Origin of the sequence: Micromonospora sp. DT178, from assembly GCF_049841695.1 — a bacterium.
In the GTDB taxonomy this organism is placed as follows: domain Bacteria; phylum Actinomycetota; class Actinomycetes; order Mycobacteriales; family Micromonosporaceae; genus Micromonospora.
The window spans coordinates 156,818-172,717 of sequence record NZ_JBNCKV010000004.1 but is presented as its reverse complement, the minus strand read 5'-3'; the positions used below and the strand labels follow the sequence as shown (position 1 = coordinate 172,717).

Annotated in this window: 13 protein-coding genes and 2 riboswitches; of the genes, 7 read left to right on the top strand and 6 right to left on the bottom strand. The window is 72.2% G+C overall.

Annotated features, from left to right (window positions below; genetic code table 11):
• Window positions 1-121: 121 nt before the first annotated feature.
• Window positions 122-261, bottom strand: a riboswitch (cobalamin riboswitch).
• Between the two features lie 88 nt (window positions 262-349).
• Together ACLQ22_RS09525 and ACLQ22_RS09520 are read right to left on the bottom strand one after the other, a co-directional pair.
• Window positions 350-835 (bottom strand): hypothetical protein, encoded by a 486-nt coding sequence (locus ACLQ22_RS09525; protein WP_425691937.1) that lies wholly within the window; start codon window positions 833-835, stop codon window positions 350-352.
• A gap of 35 nt (window positions 836-870) precedes the next feature.
• Complete coding sequence (locus ACLQ22_RS09520; protein WP_425691936.1) at window positions 871-1,923, bottom strand: prenyltransferase/squalene oxidase repeat-containing protein; 1,053 nt, start codon at window positions 1,921-1,923, stop codon at window positions 871-873.
• Between the two features lie 100 nt (window positions 1,924-2,023).
• Window positions 2,024-2,147, bottom strand: a riboswitch (cobalamin riboswitch).
• Between the two features lie 354 nt (window positions 2,148-2,501).
• Here ACLQ22_RS09520 and ACLQ22_RS09515 point away from each other — a divergent pair.
• The 6 genes from ACLQ22_RS09515 (at window position 2,502) to ACLQ22_RS09490 (ending at window position 8,877) form a co-directional block, all read left to right on the top strand.
• Window positions 2,502-3,734, top strand: coding sequence for an MFS transporter (locus ACLQ22_RS09515; protein ID WP_425691935.1), 1,233 nt, complete (start codon window positions 2,502-2,504; stop codon window positions 3,732-3,734).
• Between the two features lie 212 nt (window positions 3,735-3,946).
• Window positions 3,947-4,753, top strand: a complete 807-nt coding sequence (locus ACLQ22_RS09510; RefSeq protein ID WP_425691934.1) for a M23 family metallopeptidase — start codon at window positions 3,947-3,949, stop codon at window positions 4,751-4,753.
• A 151-nt stretch (window positions 4,754-4,904) separates the two neighbouring features.
• Window positions 4,905-5,624: a SanA/YdcF family protein gene (locus ACLQ22_RS09505; protein WP_425691933.1), complete on the top strand. Its 720-nt coding sequence runs from the start codon at window positions 4,905-4,907 to the stop codon at window positions 5,622-5,624.
• Between the two features lie 234 nt (window positions 5,625-5,858).
• Window positions 5,859-6,509, top strand: coding sequence for a hypothetical protein (locus tag ACLQ22_RS09500; protein WP_425691932.1), 651 nt, complete (start codon window positions 5,859-5,861; stop codon window positions 6,507-6,509).
• Window positions 6,510-6,598: 89 nt separating this feature from the next.
• Window positions 6,599-7,483: an aminoglycoside phosphotransferase family protein gene (locus tag ACLQ22_RS09495; RefSeq protein ID WP_425691931.1), complete on the top strand. Its 885-nt coding sequence runs from the start codon at window positions 6,599-6,601 to the stop codon at window positions 7,481-7,483.
• A 101-nt stretch (window positions 7,484-7,584) separates the two neighbouring features.
• Window positions 7,585-8,877: an MFS transporter gene (locus tag ACLQ22_RS09490; RefSeq protein WP_425691930.1), complete on the top strand. Its 1,293-nt coding sequence runs from the start codon at window positions 7,585-7,587 to the stop codon at window positions 8,875-8,877.
• Between the two features lie 117 nt (window positions 8,878-8,994).
• Here ACLQ22_RS09490 and ACLQ22_RS09485 read toward each other — a convergent pair whose 3' ends face one another.
• Complete coding sequence (locus ACLQ22_RS09485) at window positions 8,995-9,360, bottom strand: DUF4259 domain-containing protein (protein ID WP_425691929.1); 366 nt, start codon at window positions 9,358-9,360, stop codon at window positions 8,995-8,997.
• Window positions 9,361-9,559: 199 nt separating this feature from the next.
• Here ACLQ22_RS09485 and ACLQ22_RS09480 point away from each other — a divergent pair, with 199 nt between their 5' ends.
• The gene (locus tag ACLQ22_RS09480) at window positions 9,560-10,450 is read left to right on the top strand and encodes an SGNH/GDSL hydrolase family protein (protein WP_425691928.1); all 891 of its coding nucleotides are present in this window, start codon (window positions 9,560-9,562) and stop codon (window positions 10,448-10,450) included.
• A 325-nt stretch (window positions 10,451-10,775) separates the two neighbouring features.
• Here ACLQ22_RS09480 and ACLQ22_RS09475 read toward each other — a convergent pair whose 3' ends face one another.
• The 3 genes from ACLQ22_RS09475 to ACLQ22_RS09465 all read right to left on the bottom strand — a co-directional run bounded on the left by ACLQ22_RS09475 (window position 10,776) and on the right by ACLQ22_RS09465 (window position 15,761).
• A complete protein-coding gene (locus tag ACLQ22_RS09475; RefSeq protein ID WP_425691927.1) occupies window positions 10,776-11,738 on the bottom strand; it encodes a hypothetical protein in 963 nt (320 codons plus the stop codon).
• A 67-nt stretch (window positions 11,739-11,805) separates the two neighbouring features.
• Complete coding sequence (locus tag ACLQ22_RS09470) at window positions 11,806-12,633, bottom strand: peptidoglycan-binding domain-containing protein (RefSeq protein WP_425691926.1); 828 nt, start codon at window positions 12,631-12,633, stop codon at window positions 11,806-11,808.
• Between the two features lie 323 nt (window positions 12,634-12,956).
• Window positions 12,957-15,761: a tetratricopeptide repeat protein gene (locus tag ACLQ22_RS09465; protein ID WP_425691925.1), complete on the bottom strand. Its 2,805-nt coding sequence runs from the start codon at window positions 15,759-15,761 to the stop codon at window positions 12,957-12,959.
• Window positions 15,762-15,900 lie beyond the last annotated feature (139 nt).

The window sequence follows — 15,900 nt, the reverse complement described above, 5'->3', positions numbered from 1 at the left end:
AGAGCGGTCGGTGGAAGCTCCGGAAAGCACCCGGGGACAGCGACACCCCGCTCGCATGATGCGATGAGCGGGGTGGAGCGGGCCTCGGTGGCCCGGACTTCACCCTGTGAACCTCGACAGTGGAAGCCGCTCGTCCCGGGCGAGGCATTCCGGCTCGCGAGGCCGAAGCCTCGCTCACGGTTGCGGGTCAGCGCCGGCTTCGAACCGGCTTCCCCCCACACGGGACGTATGCAGTTGTGGACCCGGTGTGCACCGGGTGCCGACACCGTACCGCCCGCACGTCTCGCGACGCCAGGGGCGGTGGCCGACACCCGGTGCAGCACCGCGGTCACGCCGTGTGCGGCTCCGGTCAGGGCGCGGCGATGCTCGGCGGGGCGCCCGCGCCGAACGACCAGCCCTCGACGGTGCCCGGGGCCGGGTTGTAGCTGCTCGCGCCGGACGTGCTGTAGGACCAGGCGCCGCCGCTGGAGGCGTGCCAGTACGACCAGTACGCCGTGACGGGCGGGGTGTTGACACACGGATCGGTCGCGACGGTCGGCTTGCCGTTGATCCGGCAGACGAATGCCAGCCCCCAGCGCTGGGTGCCGGTCACCGTGAAGCCGGCGCCCTGGAGGGCGGCCACCCCGGTGGCCGGATCGCCCGGGGCACAGGCGACCTGGACGCCGCCGCCGAGCGCGGCGAAGTCCACCACGACGGTGACGCCGGAGGTGCCGGTGCAGGCGGCGGCCTGCGCGGCCCGTGGGGCGGGTTCGACGGCGGTGAGGGCGACGGTGGCGACGGCAGCGGCCAGCAGGCCGGCGAGTCGTGCGCGCACGGTGGATCGGTGACGGAACACGGTTCCTCCTGGAATCGGGTGAGCGACGGGACGGGTCACGGGCAGGCGGGGATTGGCGTGCCCGGGGTGGCGCCGGCCGCGGACAGCCGGGCGTACCCGGTGCCGGTCAGGCCGAGGACGGCCTGGCCGGTGGCCCGGGCGGCGGTGCCCGGGTCGAAGGTGCCGCCGTCGAAGTCGACCGCGCCCCGGTCGGCCGGTGCCCCGGCGCAGCCGACCTGGAGCCCGGCGAGGAACACCCGCGCCCGTGCCCAGGCCAGCGGTCGGTGACCGTCGTGCAGCGCCTGCGCGGCGAGGCCGGTGCTGTTGGCGTTCGGGGTACCGGCGGCGTTGGCGAAACCGCCGTCGGCGCGCTGCACGGACAGCAGCCAGCTCAGCCCGGCGGCGGCGTCGGTCGGGCGGTCGGCGACCCGCAGCGCCTGCACCGCGAGCGCGGTGGCGTCCACGTCGGAGGTGCAGACCGGTTGCGCGGGCAACGCCGGGTAGCCGCCGTCCGGGCAGCGGGTGCCGGCCAGCCAGGCGGCGGCCGCCGGGGGCGGGCCCTGCGAGGTGTGGTCCAGGGCGAGGAGGGCGAACGACTGGCTGAACGTGTTGCTGTAGTCCCCGTACGCCGACCGGTCGGTGAACCGGCCGCTGGGGTCCTGGAGCGAGCGCAGCCGGGCGATCAGGTCCACGCCGCCGATGTCGGTCGGGTCGCCGCCGCGCACCTGGACGGCGAGGGCGAGCTTGGCGGTCGCGCCCGCGTACGCCTCGGTCGTGCCGTCGCCGACGTAGGCGTCGCGGATGTCCGGTCGGGTGACCCAGGCCAGCGCCCGGGCCCCCGGGTCGTCGGCGACGCCGGCGGCGGCGGCGGCGAACACCGCGTCGAGGGTCAGCCCCTGGTCGGGGTAGGCGACGCCGTCGAAGACCACCTCGAGGCGCTCGCCGTCGACGAGTTGCCGGGCCAGCCAGCCGGCCGCGGCCTCCGACCGACCGACCCCGGCGGGCGAGGTGGGGGAGACGTGGGCTGATGCCGGTGTCGCGAGGGTGAGGGCGGTGAGCACACCGCAGAACAGGGCGAGCAGGCGGTGCCGGCTCAGGCGGACGACCATCGGAAGCGCCTTTCCGGCCCGGCGGTCGTCAGAAGCCCGACGACCACCGCAGCGTGGGGTCGACCGGGACTCCGACCCGTGGGCCACGACGGGTGGGGGAGCGGATTCCGCGCGTACGTCGGGTATTCGGGCTTGCCGTCAGAGGTGCATCTCGACGGCCTACCGTTGCGGGCCAGCGCCGGACTTCGACCGGACTTCCCCCATACATACGCGCTGATTGAGTTGTGGCGTCAGTCTCGCCGGGCACGCGCTTCCGTGTCAATGCGTCGTCCACTGCGGACGCACAGTGGCCGTTGGCGGGGCGGTCGCCGACCGCGGACGCGTCCGGTCCGGGCTCAGGTGGTCCATTCGGTGACCACGGTCGGGTCGCCGGCGGTCGCGTCGCCCCTTAAGATCTCAGCTCATGTCCTCTCCGCGTAAGTCCTAGCTGTCACGCTGCGACACGCGGGTGAAGTCTGCCCTTTTTCGGCGGCTTCTGGTGATTTTTCTCGCTGCGATGCCGTGCGTCGCCGCACCCGCGTGTCTGTCGAGCCCGTGACGGCCCGCCGAGTAGGCGCATTCATCGACAGGACTTCACCATGGACAACCTCACCTCGACGCCGCGACGACACCTGTGGCGCCAGCGCGACTTCCGACTGCTGGTCGGCGGACGGTTGGTCTCACATCTGGGTGACCAACTTCAGTTCCTCGCTCTGCCTCTTCTCGTCGTGGCCCTGACCGGATCCTCGACCCAGGCCGGCATCCTGCTCGGCCTCCAGACTGCGGTCTACATCGTCTTCGGGCTGGTGGCCGGCGCCCTGGTCGACCGCTGGGATCGCAGATCCACGATGATCTGGTGCGAGATCGGCCGTGGGACGCTGACCGCCACCGTGCCCCTCGCCGCGGCGCTCGGCGCGTTGGGCATGCCGCAGCTGTACGCCGTCGCGCTGCTCAACGGTGTGCTCAGCACCCTGTTCGCAGCGGCGAACAGCTCGGCGCTGCCGAACATCGTCGCCAGGAGTGACCTGCCTGGCGCGCTCGCAACGATCGGGGCGATGTCCAACGCGCTCCGGATCGTCGGCGCCTCCGTGGCTGGCATCGCCTACGCCGTGGGCCGGGTGGTCCCGTTCGCGATCAACGCCGCCTCGTTCCTGGCCTCGGCCGTGTCCCTGCTGACCATCCGCGCCGACTTCCAGCAACAATCGGCCACGTCGGCCTCGCCGCGCGTGCTCCTGGCCGACATCGGTCACGGGCTGGCCTGGCTGTGGCGCAATCCGGTGATCCGGACGCTGGCTCTGCTCGACGCGGCGGACAGCCTGCGGTACGGCGCCGGCTACCTGCTGATCATCATGCTGGCCCAGCGCCTGGACGCGAGCCCCACGCAGGTCGGCATCGTCTTCGCCGGCGCAGCCGTCGGCGCCCTGTTCGGGAACCTGCTGGCACCAGCGCTCAGCCGCCGATTTCCACTCGGGGCGCTGTCCATCACGATGCTGTGGATCGAGGCGTCGGCCTTTCCGTTCTACGCGACAGCGCCGACGTGGTGGCTGCTCCTGGTCGTGGCGTTCGCGGAGTCGGTGGTCTCGCCGGTCTACAACGTCGCGCTTGACTCCTACCGGCTCGCCATCACCCCCGACGCGCTCCGGGGCAGAGTGACCAGCGCGATCGACACCCTCACCACCGGAGGCGCGGCAGTAGGGGCCATGGCCGGCGGTGCCTTGATCGCCCTGCTCGGAGCGCCGACGCTGACCTTCGTCCTGGCCGGATGGCTCACGCTGCTCGCACTCGCCGCGACCCTCAGCAGAACCGTCCGCACCGCCACCGCCACAAGCTGACGCGATGTCCCCCCGGGCGGAAACCGAGTCTTGACACCAACGGAGTTCGATCCCCTAATATCCAAGATCCCAGATGCACGCGGGCTCGCTGGTTCGCCGCCGAAGGGGTTGGTCAGCCCGTCCCGAACCAGCGGCCCGGAACTGAGCAGAAGTCACGGTCGGTGGTCTCCCCGGTGCGGATCGTTCGTCATCCATTGTGAGCAAGGGGCCGAATGCAGACGTTCGACGAAACATCGCCGGGGGATGGGGCGGCGTCGCGTGGCATCGACCGTCGCCATCTGCTTGGCCTGGTCACCGCCACGCTGGCGGCCGGCATCATCCCGGAGGCGTGGCTCGCGGAAGCCGCGTACGGCGCGACGCCGAGATGGAACCGGCCATTCGACAAATGGGTCCCGATCACGTCCTCGTATGGGATGCGGACAGATCCGATCACTGGCGAGTCCAGGATGCACAACGGCACCGACTACAGCTACTCGGGGATTCTCGGCTATCCGATCCGTTCGATCGCGGCGGGCACGGTGACCAGCGTCTCGTACAGCGCGAGCGGCCTCGGCCACAACGCCACCATCACGCACGCCGATGGTTGGCGGAGTGTCTACGGGCACATGCGGGAGGCTCCCAGAGTCGGGACGGGCGCGCAGGTCGCCGCCGGCCAGCACATCGGCAACGTGGGATCGACCGGCCGCTCCACCGGCGCGCACCTGCATCTTGAGATCTTCCAGCCGAACGGTCAGCGAATTAACCCCGAGTCGGTTCTCACGGGTGCCCCGTACGCCGGGGCGCCCGGATCTCCCCCCGAGATTGTCACTAAGGATGGACTGATGTACCTCATCTGGAGCACCGGCGGCACCGGTTACCTGGTCACCCCCAACCGCGTCATCGGGCTGCGGTCGATGGCGCACTACAACCTGTTCAAGCGGATCATCAACTCGAACCAGGCCGCCGCCCAGCCTGAGGTCTTCAACGCGCTGGAGATCGACCAGATCAACGCGTACCTCAACGGGACGGTGCCTGCCTGATCCATCCCGGGGGTGACCTCGGAGACGCCCGGCCGGCTCGCTGCATCGGAAGCGGGCCGGCTTCCGGCATCGCATGGTTGACCGCTCGGCCGGCGACCGCGCACGGCCGGGGGCGGGACCGGTCGTCGGGCGGCCCTGGGATACTCGCCCCATGCGGCCCCGACTCCCCAAGCTGACCCGAAGGCCGCGCCCGGCCGCTCGCCGGCGTACGCGCTGGCTGCGTCGCGCCGTCGTCGCGGCCGTCGTCGGCGCGGTGCTCCTGACCGGCGGCACCCTGGCCAGCGTGCACTGGATCCGCGGCGGGGCGGACGGGCACATCTTCGCCGAGCGGGACGTCCCGGAGGCGCCGGTCGCCCTGGTGCTGGGCACCAAGGTCCACCCCGACGGGACCCCGTCGCCGTTCCTCACCGGCCGCCTGGAGATCGCCCGGCGGCTGCTCGCCACCGGCAAGGTACGCGCCATCCTGCTCTCCGGCGACAACATGAACCCCGACTACGACGAGCCGGCCGCGATGCGGCGCTGGCTGGTCGACAACGGCGTGTCGGCGACCAGGGTGGTGCTGGACCCTGCCGGCTTCGACACGTACGACTCGTGCGCCCGCGCGAAGCGGGTCTACGGGGTGGAGCGGGCGACGGTGGTGACCCAGTCCTTCCACCTGCCCCGCGCCGTGACGGTGTGCCGGCGGCTCGGCGTCGACGCCAACGGGGTCGGCGACGAGACCGCCCGCCGGTACGACAGGACGTGGCGGATCAGCTCCACCCGTGAGTACGGCGCCTGCGTGAAGGCCACCCTGGACCTCCTCTCCGGCCGCGATCCGGCGCAGCTCGGCCGCCGCGAGACCGGGGTGCAGGACGCGCTGCGCGACGCGTGAGACCTGCGGCCGGGGGCGTACGCGCCGCCACCGATTGGAAGATCACGACCGTGGCGACGCACCACACAGGACGGAGGGGCGGGCACCCGGGCGAGGCTGTGTGACACTCTGCGGGTGACGTCGCCTCCGCCGCCGAGCGAGCCCGGCCAGCCGACCTCCACGCCACCAGCGCCCGGGGCCCCACCACCGATGTCGCCGCCACTGCCGCCATCGCCACTGCCACCAGCGCCACCGATGTCGCCGCCACCGTCGCCGCCGAAGCGCAACACGCCCCTGATCATCGGTGTGGTCGCCGCGGTGCTGGCGCTCTGCCTGCTCGGCGTCTGCGGGGCCGCACTGGTCGGGGTGGGCCTGATCAGGGCCAACAGCGGCCAGCAGGGCCAGCCCGCGGCGAGACCCCTGCCCGAGCCGGTCGGGACGACGAGGGAGCTTCCGCGCGAGCCGATGTACTCGCCGCCGCCCGTCCTCCCCACGACGCAGGCGGCTCCGCCCCCGCCGCCGGCGAGGATCGGGCAGTGCATCGCCGTCAGCGTGGCGGGCAAGTTCCAGGGCATCGGCAACTGCAACGGCAGCATCGGCACCTACCGGGTCGTCTCGGTGGACTACTCCCAGGGGCAGTGCGCCGACCCCGGTTCGGCGTACCTCACCGAACGCGGCTATCGGCTCTGCCTGGAGCGCCACCTGGTGCGTCTGCGCTGCTACAAGTTCCCGACGGGCAACGGCTGGATCGTCGGGGCGCCGAAGTGCAAGGCGAAGGGCACCGTCCACGTCATCGACATCGTGCCCGGCGCCACCAACGGAAACAGCTGCACGCGGGACCAGAGATGGAACCGCTGGTACCGATTCACGAATCCCACCGTGGTCTATTGCGTGATGAAGTACTAGGCAGTGAGCTGATCTCAGCGACGCGAGAGTGTTGCTTGGTACGACAACTCGATTGACCGCATGATCCAGCGGGTTCTACGGTCACGTCGATGCGCCCTGGAGAGATCGTCGTCGCTGTCGAGCAGGTACGCGCCCTGATCGACGAGCAGTTCCCCGAATGGTCGGACCTGCCGATCGTTGCGCAGCCGTTGAACGGCACCGACAACGCGCTGTTCCGGTTGGGTGATTCCCTGACGGCACGGCTGCCACGGGCGCCGTGGGCGGTCGACCAGGTGGCGACCGACGCGACCTGGCTGCCGCGGCTGGCACCGCATCTGCCGGTGCCGGTGCCGGTGCCGATCGCGGTCGGCCGGCCGGGCGGGGACTATCCGTGGCCGTGGACGGTCGTCCCATGGCTGGACGGGCGCAATCCGGTAGCCGGGCAGGACCTCGTCGACCTCGCTGTCGACCTCGCCGGCTTCGTGCGCGCGATGATCGCGATCGACCCGATGGGCGGGCCGGTCAAGGAGGGGATTCAGCGCGGCGTACCTCTGGCGCAGCGGGACGAGCTGACCCGCCGGTCGATCGCGGCGCTGGGCGACCGGATCGACGGACGGGCGGTGAGCGCGGCGTGGGACGAGGCGATGACGGCGGACGAGTGGCCCGGACCGCCGGTGTGGCTGCACGGTGATCTCCTGGAAGGCAACCTGCTGGTCGACCGGGGCAGGCTCACCGGCGTGATCGACTTCGGCGGTCTCGGCCGCGGCGATCCGGCGGTCGAGGTGCGGCCGGGCTGGAGCCTGTTCGATGCCCGCGCGCGGGCCGCCTACCGGGAGGCGCTCGGGTTCGATGAGGCGACCTGGGTGCGCGGATGGGCCTGGATGCTGTCGGGCTCGCTCTACTGGTTGGCGGACCTGTGGGACTCGGTCAGCGAGGATGACCGCGAGGACACGATCCGCTACATCGACCACCTCGTGCGTCACCGCCACGACTGACCTGCAGTGGCCGCCCTGTCACCGTCGGGCGACGCCCCGGACGGCCGCGGGAGCGGGCGGCCTCGTCGGCCGCCCGTAGAGGACTACGGATAATGCCCAGCATGCCTCCGGAAGTGGATCGTGTGGATGACGCCGCAGATGTCGTCGGTAGGCCGTCGGCGGTCGACTCCCTACCGTCGCGCGGGGTAGGTGCGGCCGGGGGTGGAGGGTCGGCGTGGCGGGTGGTCGTCGGGTTCGGTGTGGTGAGCCTGGCTGCGGACATGGTGTACGAGGGTGCCCGCTCGATCTACGGGCCGCTGCTGGCCTCGCTGGGCGCGTCGGCGGTCGTCGTCGGGCTGGTCACCGGCGCCGGTGAGGCGGCGGCGCTGGTGCTGCGGCTGGTGTCCGGGCCACTGGCGGACCGGACCCGCCGGTACTGGTCGTTGACGATTCTCGGGTACGGGCTGACTGCGGTCTGCGTGCCGCTGCTCGCTGTCACCCCGCTGTTGGGCGGCGCCGGCCTCGCCGTCGCCGCCGCGTTGATCCTCGCCGAGCGACTGGGCAAGGCGATCCGTAGCCCGGCGAAGTCGGCGCTGCTGGCCGACGCCGCCAGCCGCGTCGGCCTGGGGCGAGGGTTGGGTGTCCACAAGGCGCTGGACCAGGTCGGCGCTTTCGCGGGCCCGCTGCTCGTCGCCGCGGTGGTCGCGATGGCCGCAGGGTCGCTGTGGCCGGGCCTGGCCGTCCTGACCGTGCCCGGCGTGCTCGCGATGCTGCTGCTGCTCACCATCCGCGCGCGGGCGGACGCTTCGCCGGCGGCCGGCGGGGCCACCGCGGCAGGTCCCCCGTCGGTGGCGGGCCGGAAGCCGCTGCCTGCCCGGTTCCACGTGTTCGCGGCGGCGATGGCGCTGTGCACGGCGGGTCTGGTGACGTTCGGGTTGATCGGTTTCCACCTCGTCCGCGCGGGCGTGGTCGCGGCCGCAGCGGTGCCGTTGGTGTACGCGGCGGCGATGGCCGCGGGCGCGCTCGCCGCCCTGCTGACGGGTTTGCTGTACGACCGGGCCGGGCCGTGGGTGCTGATCGCGTTGCCGGCGCTGGTCGCCGCCGTTCCCGCCCTGGTGTTCGGCGGTGGTCTGCCGCTGGCGGTGACGGGGGCGCTGGTGTGGGGTGCGGCCGTGGGGGTGCAGGACTCCACCGTCAAGGCGCTGGTCGCCGATCTCGTGCCGCGGGAGCGTCGGGCCACCGCGTACGGGGTCTTCGCCGCCGTGCAAGGCGCGGGGGCGCTGATCGGCGGTGCCGCGGCCGGCCTCCTGTACGAGTTCTCGCTGGCGAACCTGGTGGTCGCGGTGGTCGTCACGCAGGCCGTAGCCCTGGTCACGCTCGTGGGCGTCCTGGCACGGACCCGCCCAGCCCGCTGAAGCCAGCCGCCGACGCCCCGTCTCAGACGGCGGCAGCCCGTGCCGCGTCGCCGGCCGGACCCGGGCCCGTCGTGACGCGCGTCGCGGCACCGGCTTGGGCCTGCCGGCCGCCCGTCGCTACTCCTTCGCCAACTCGGCGAGCTGGTCGAATGTGCGCACGAGGGTCGCGCGCCGCTGCTGCCGGTATTCCGGACCGGGCTCCAAGCCGTCGATCGTCCGGTCCCAGACGGCCAGGTATCTGCTCTTCCAGCCGGCGATCGTCGTCCGGTCGGGCAGGCTGACCCCGACGTAGTTCTGTCGTGCGATGAGGTGCAGCAGCTCAAGGTTGCAGGGCACCGCGACGCCCCAGTACTCGTCGGGCTCGATGCCGACCGGGTCGCCGGACATCGCCTCCGTGACCTCGGCGACCAGCCGGTCGGTCAGGCCCGACAGGTGGTCGGCGGCCGTGTCGTCGTCGAAGTTTCCGCTGCCCCAGGTGCCCACTGATCCTCGCCCTCCCGGCTCCGAACGTCCGCCGCATTGAAGCAGGCACCACCGACACCGCCCGGCGGGAAGTTCGGCCACCCGCCGCGCACCGTCTCCGGCGTCGAAAGCCGGCTGTAGCAATGGCCATCGATATTGACGTTCCGCGACGACGCGGACAGAATCACGGCACCCACCATGATCCCCTCTGGGAGATGCCATGATCCGTCCCCGCCTGTCGTTCCTCCGGGCCAGCCGGCTGGCCGCGTTCGCCGCGGCCACCGCCGGTGTGCTGCTCGCCTTCGCCGCACCGGCCAACGCCGCCGTACCCACCGGGCGCTACGTCGCGCTGGGTGACTCGTACACCTCCGGTCCGCTGATCCCCACCCAGGTCGATCTGAACTGCCTGCGCTCCAACCGCAACTACCCGTCGCTGGTCGCCGCCGCCGCCGGCTCGTCGGCGTTCGCGGACGTGAGCTGTTCCGGGGCCACCACCGAGGACATCCTCGTCGGCGGCAGCGGCGCACTGGGCATCTCGTTGCCGCCGCAGCTCAGCGCGATCACCCCGGACACGACGCTGGTCACGGTGCAGATCGGCGGCAACGACATCGGCTTCTCCGGCATCATCAGCGACTGCGCGGAAGCGAGCCTGAGCAGCCCGCTCGGCTCGCCCTGCAAGAACAGGTACACCGCCGGAGGCGTCGACCAGTTGCAGGCCAGGATCGCCGCCACCGCGCCGAAGGTGACCGCCGTGCTGCAGGCGGTCCGCCGGGCCGCCCCGGGAGCCCGGGTCGTGGTGCTCGGGTACCCGGCGATCCTGCCGGACAGCGGCTACGGCTGCTGGCCCGTGGTCCCGATCGCCTACCAGGACGTGCCGTACCTGCGCGGTGTCCAGAAGTCCCTGAACACGATGCTCGCCAACACCGCGGCCGCGAACAACGCCAGCTACGCCGACGTCTACCGGCCCTCGGTCGGCCACGACACGTGCAAGAGCAGCAGCACCCGGTGGGTCGAAGGGCTGGTCCCGCAGAACGCCGCCGCCCCGTTCCACCCCAACGCCAGGGGTGAGCAGGGCATGGCCAACGCGCTGCTGGCCAACCTGAGCAGCTGACTGACGACTCCCACCGACGGGGACCGGCTCATCCGGGCGTGAGGGTCCGGGCCGGCGGCCACGAGGGCCGGCCCGGTCTCCGCGCCGGTGAGGACCGTATGGCCCGGGTCGCGAGCGCCGCGGCGGGATGGTCGGTGACCTGCGCGCAGCGGCTGACGCGGGTGGCGCTGCCCGGCAACGTCCGTACCGTCGGCTGGATTCCACCGGCGGCGGCGCTGCCGGGCAGTGGCCGTCGCGTTCCTGGTCGGGGCCGGCACTGCGGCGCGGGAACCGGTACCGACCCCGCCCTGCGGCTCACCCGGTTGATCCAATCGGTCGCTGGTCGTCAGTAGTTGACGTAGGCGGTGAGAGCGAGGTGGTCGGAGTATTCACCGCCGGTCATCGTGGGGGTGATCGTGGCGACGTTGCTGAAGCCGTTGCCGCTCTTGACCAGCAGGAAGTCGATGCGTCGGCTGTTGAGGGTGTCGTACGCCGCGGAGCAGTTGCGGCTGCCGCACTTCTCGGCGATCGGGTCGCGGTACCCGAGGGCCTTGCCGTCGTTCCACCAGCCTTCGGTGTCGGGTTCGGTGTTGGCGTCACCCGCGACGATCTTGAGGTCGCCGCCGAGTCGGCTCATCGCCTCGTCGGCCTCCTTGATGTTCTCGTCCGCGCACTTCGGGCCGTGCCAGGTGTTGGTGGGCCAGTGGATCGAGGCCACCGAGACGTCCTGGTTGGCGATGTTGTCGTGCAGCCGGACGGCGATGTTGTGGACCCGGTCCTGGCTGCTGCGGGTGGGCTCGAGATTCTGGCATCCGCCGGTGCCCGCGTCGTAGTTCTCGGGGGCGTCGGAGCGCCAGCGGGTGGCGGCCTCGTAGGTGAACCGGTCGGAGCGGTAGATGACCGCGTTGGTCTGCTGGTTCTTCATCTTGCCGCAGGTGCTGGTGTAGCCCATCGAGCCGGGGTTCGCGATCGCGATCTGTCCGGCGTAGGTTCCGGGCAGTTCGTCGGAGAGGCGCTGGGTCAGGGCGTTGAGCTGCGTCTGGTTGGAGACCTGCTGCACGGTGAAGATGTCCGGGCTCAGCGGGCGGCCCTTGATGTAGGTGATCAGCCGGTCCCAGATGAATCCGTCGGCGCAGGAGGCGGGCAGCCAGTTCTCGATGTTGTTGTTGTAGACCACGACGTGGTTGGGGGAGGTGTTGACGGCGGCGTGGGCGGCGGTGGCGCCGGTGAGGCCGACCGCCGCGGTCGTGAGGACCGTGGTGAGTACGGCGACGGCGCCGCGCGTCAGGCGGCTGTTACGGATGGACAACTTTCCTCCTGGTCGTGCTGGTGATCGGCATCGATGCGGGTCGTGGAGACGCTGGGGTCCGTCGTCGTCAGAGGGTCCGCTGGTATTCCTCCCAGGTGCGCTTGGGGCTGACCGCGGGACCGTCGTCGGGGCCGCGGTTGGCCAGTCCGTTACGGCCGAGGTAGTAGTCGCCGGCCTGGTTCTGCGCGCCTGTCGACTGGTCGGTGTCGGCGAGGGCGATGGCGTGGATGTGGTAGCCCCAGTCCCCCTGGCTCGGGGTGCGCAGCCACGCGGCGAAGCCCACCGTGCGAAGCCGGCGCAGCACGTCGGTCCGGGTGGTCGAGGAGAGACCGCTGACCGACAGATCGAGGGCGCCGCCGCCGTCGTGGGTGCCCGCCGACGCACCCACGCCGGTGTTGTAGGACCCCTGCGTGATGCTGAGCTGGCGCCCGAGCAGACGTTCGGCCTCGAGCAGCATCGCCCTGGTACGGGTGTTGACCAGGAAGCCGCGCAGGGTCACGACGCTGCCGGGCGAGATGGCGCGGACGACGGTGTACCGGCCCTCGCCGAGCAGCCGTAGCGAAGACGGCCCGGGCAGCCCGGTCGCGTCGAGGCCGGTGTAGCCGAGGGACCGTTGGTACGCCGCGTACGCGGCGACCGTGCTGGTGCCGAAGTGCCCGTCGACGTAGGTGGCCGACAGCAGCCCTCTGGCCTGCAGGGCCCGCTCCACCAGCAGAACGCTGTCCTTGGCGCCCGTCGTGATGGCGGTGTCCGCCCGGCGGGGGTCGATCTGGGCGGCCTTGATGAGCGCCTCCATGTCGACCTGAGGCAACGCGGCGGCGACCGGGCGGGCCAACGGCCCGGCTGTGGCCACCGCCGCGCCCGCGGCTACGAGCAGGCTTCTTCTCGTGATCACTTGAGCTCCTGTCTGTCCGTCACGACGTGGTCGGTCAGCGGCGCGGGACGCCGGCGGTGAGCCCGTCGAAGCCGGTGTGGACGTACGCGTCGGAGAGGCACACCGACCGTGGAGGCAGGCGCGACCGCGAACAGCCGCGGGGAACGTGGCCTCACACCTCGACTCCGTCAGGCAGCCGGATCCCCTGCCACGGACGCAAAGGACGGTTGCCTGACTATCGAGTCAACGAACCGGCCCGTCAAGACGCTCATCGATGATGTACTCGGAATGTACGAGCCCGTTCGCGGCCTTCGCCCGTTGATCCGCCTGCCGCCCGACACCGTTCACCGTCGGCTGACCTTCCGCCCCGTCCCGGCGGAGGAGTCGAGTTCGGCCAGGGCGCGACGCACCTCGCGGGTGCCGTTCGGGTCGCCGATCCGCTCGGAGAGAGCCAGCGCCAGGTGCAGGTCGTCGCGGGCCGCCAGCCGCTGCCCCGTGTCGCGGTGGACCTGGGCCCGCACCGTGAGGACCCGCCACTCCGCCTCGCGGTTGCCGGTGGCACGCGCGGTGGTCAGGGCCTTGCCGAGCCATCCGTACGCGTGCCGGGGCTGGCCGCTACGGGCGTAGACCTGGCCGATGGTCAACATGGTGATGCCGAGGCCCAGCTCGTCGCCGAGTTCACGTCGCAACCGCAGGCTCTCCCGCAGGTTGACGAGCGCCGCCTCGGTCCGGCCGAGTTGCAGCAGCACGTCGGCCAGATTGTTCAAAGTGAGGCCCACCCGCTGCCGGTCATCGCGCTGGCGGTGCATCTCGAGCGCCCGTAGAAAGCTCACCCGGGACTCGTCGAGGCGGCCGGCGGCGGCCAGCACGACTCCGAGATGGTCGTGGGTCACCGCGACCGCGTGGCTGTCCCCTTCGGTCGTCTGGAGCGCAAGTGCCGTTCGGAGGCCGTCGACCGCCTGTTCGGTCTCGCCGAGCCGGGACCGGGCAACCGCGACGTAGGTCAGCGCGGTGGCCTCGTCCGGACGGCTGCCCCGCCGCCGGGCGCAGCGCAGCGCGTTCTCGGCCAGCTCACGCAGTTCCCGGTAGTGGCCCCGCATGGGCAGGAAGGGGTAGAGCGCCGTGCACATCCCGACCGCGAACAGGTCGCCCTCGGGCGTGCCGTCCCGCGCCGCCACGCGCGCCACGGCGAGGAGATTGTCGCGCTCCGCCTCGAGCCACCCCAGGGCCTCCCGCTGGTGGGTGAACGTGACGGCGGGGACGGCCTCGACGAAGACGTCGGGCAGCCGATGGGGGTCGGGCCGGACCTGGTCCCGGGCGCGCCGCGCGGTGTCGAGGAAGTAGCAGCGTGCCGCGTGTATCGCAGCCGCCCGGGCCACCGGGTCACGTCGGCCGCGTTCGACGGCGTAGATCCGCACGAGGTCGTGCAGGCGGTAGCGGCCCGTTCCGCACGGGTCGATGAGCCCCGCGTCCGCGATGCGGTCCAGCGCGGTGCGCACCTCGCGCGCGGTGGCCCCGGTCAGCACCCGGGCCAGATCGAGGTCGAGCGTCGGGGTGCAGATCATTCCCCAGCGGTCGAACAGGTCCAACGCTTCCGGCCCGCCCGCCCGCTCGGCGAGAACGTCGCACGTCACCGCCAGGCTCGCCCGCACGGCCAGGTCGTCGCAGCTCAGCTCGTCCAGCCGGTACTGCTCGTCGGAGAGCCGGGCGACCATGTCGGCGAGCGTCCACTCCGGACGGCTGGCCAGTCGGGCGCCCACGATCCGTAGCGCGAGTGGGAGGTGCCCGCACATCGCGGCCAGCTCCTCGGCCTCCCGGGGCGAACTGGTGAACCGGTCCGCGCCCGCGTGCCGGGCGAGCAGCATGATCGACTCTTCGGCGCCGAGTTCGTCGACTGCGAGGTGGGCCACGTCCAGCGTGGGCAACGTGGTCCGGCTCGTCACGATCACCGTGGCGCTGCCGAGCACCGACAACAGCCGTCGTACCTGGCCGGCGTCGACCACGTTGTCCAGGACGACAAGCACCCGCCGGCCGCGGACCCGTACCCCCAGCTCGGCCGCCTCCGCGCCGGGGGTGCCGCCCGACCGGTCCCCACCGAGTGCGCGAAGGAGGCTGCCGATCGCCTCCTCGACCGTCATCGGGGTCAGGCCGGGGCTGCTGCCGCACAGGTCGAGGTAGAGCTGCCCGCCCGGGTGCGACGGGGCGAGCCGGGCGGCGAGGTTGCCGGCCAACGCGGACTTGCCCACCCCGGCCGGGCCGTGCAGCACCAGCATCCTGGCGGTGCCGAGCTCGGCCTCGATCCGGGCCAGCAGGCGCTGCCGGCCGACAAGGGCCACCGGCGGCGGAAGGGTGGACGGCGACCCGTCCGGCGACGCCGCACCGGGCGCCGGCATCGGGCGGTGCGCGGGGCCTGACGTCTCATGGAGCAGCTTGCGCTCGATGTCCTGGAGGACCCAACCGGCGCCCCGGCCCAACGTGGCGAGCAGCGCGGCGTTCGCCGCGGCCAGGGCCGCCATGGCCTCGGCCCGGTCGCCCGAGCGGACCAGAGCCTGGACCAGCCCTTCCCAGGCGGACTCGCGCCCCGGCCGGTCGGCGAGCAGCGATCGCAGCGCGCCGACCGCGGCATCGGTCCGGCCGGCCTCGACGCACGCGGCGGCGTACTGCTCGACCGCCACCGCGCGGCTCTCGTCAAGCGCGTCGAGGCCGTGGCCCAGCGCGCCGTGGCGGGGCAGACCCTCGGCCGCCTCGCCGTACCACCGGCGCATCCCGGTGGCGAGCAGGTCCGCGGCCTGCTCCGGGCGTCCCGCGCGGCTCGCGTCGAGAGCGTCGCGTACGTCGGTCTCGAACCGGTCGAGGTCCAGCTCGCCCGGCTCGACCCTCAGCGCGTAGCCGGAGTTCACCCAGGTCAGCCGGTCACGGTAGGGGCCCAGGGCGACCCGCAACCGTGCCACGTAGGCCCTCATGTTGACCTGCGCCGACGGTGGTGGCTCCGCCCATAGACTGCCCCTGAGCCGGTCGGCGGACACCCGCCGCCCGCGCCCCATGAGCAGCGCGGCCAGCAGGAGCTGCGGCCGGCCGGTCGGCAGCGCGACGCGGCGGCCGTCGACACACAGGTTCACGGGTCCCAGCAGGCCGAACCCGACCGTCATCCCGCGAACCTCCACGATCATGGATTCGATCTCCCCGATCGTAGAGGCGCTCGTGCAGGCGCCGCGACACCGCCGATCCGCGGCGCTCGTGCGGGCGCCGCGACCGGGCCGATCCGCCTGGCCGCGAGGTGTCTCCGGC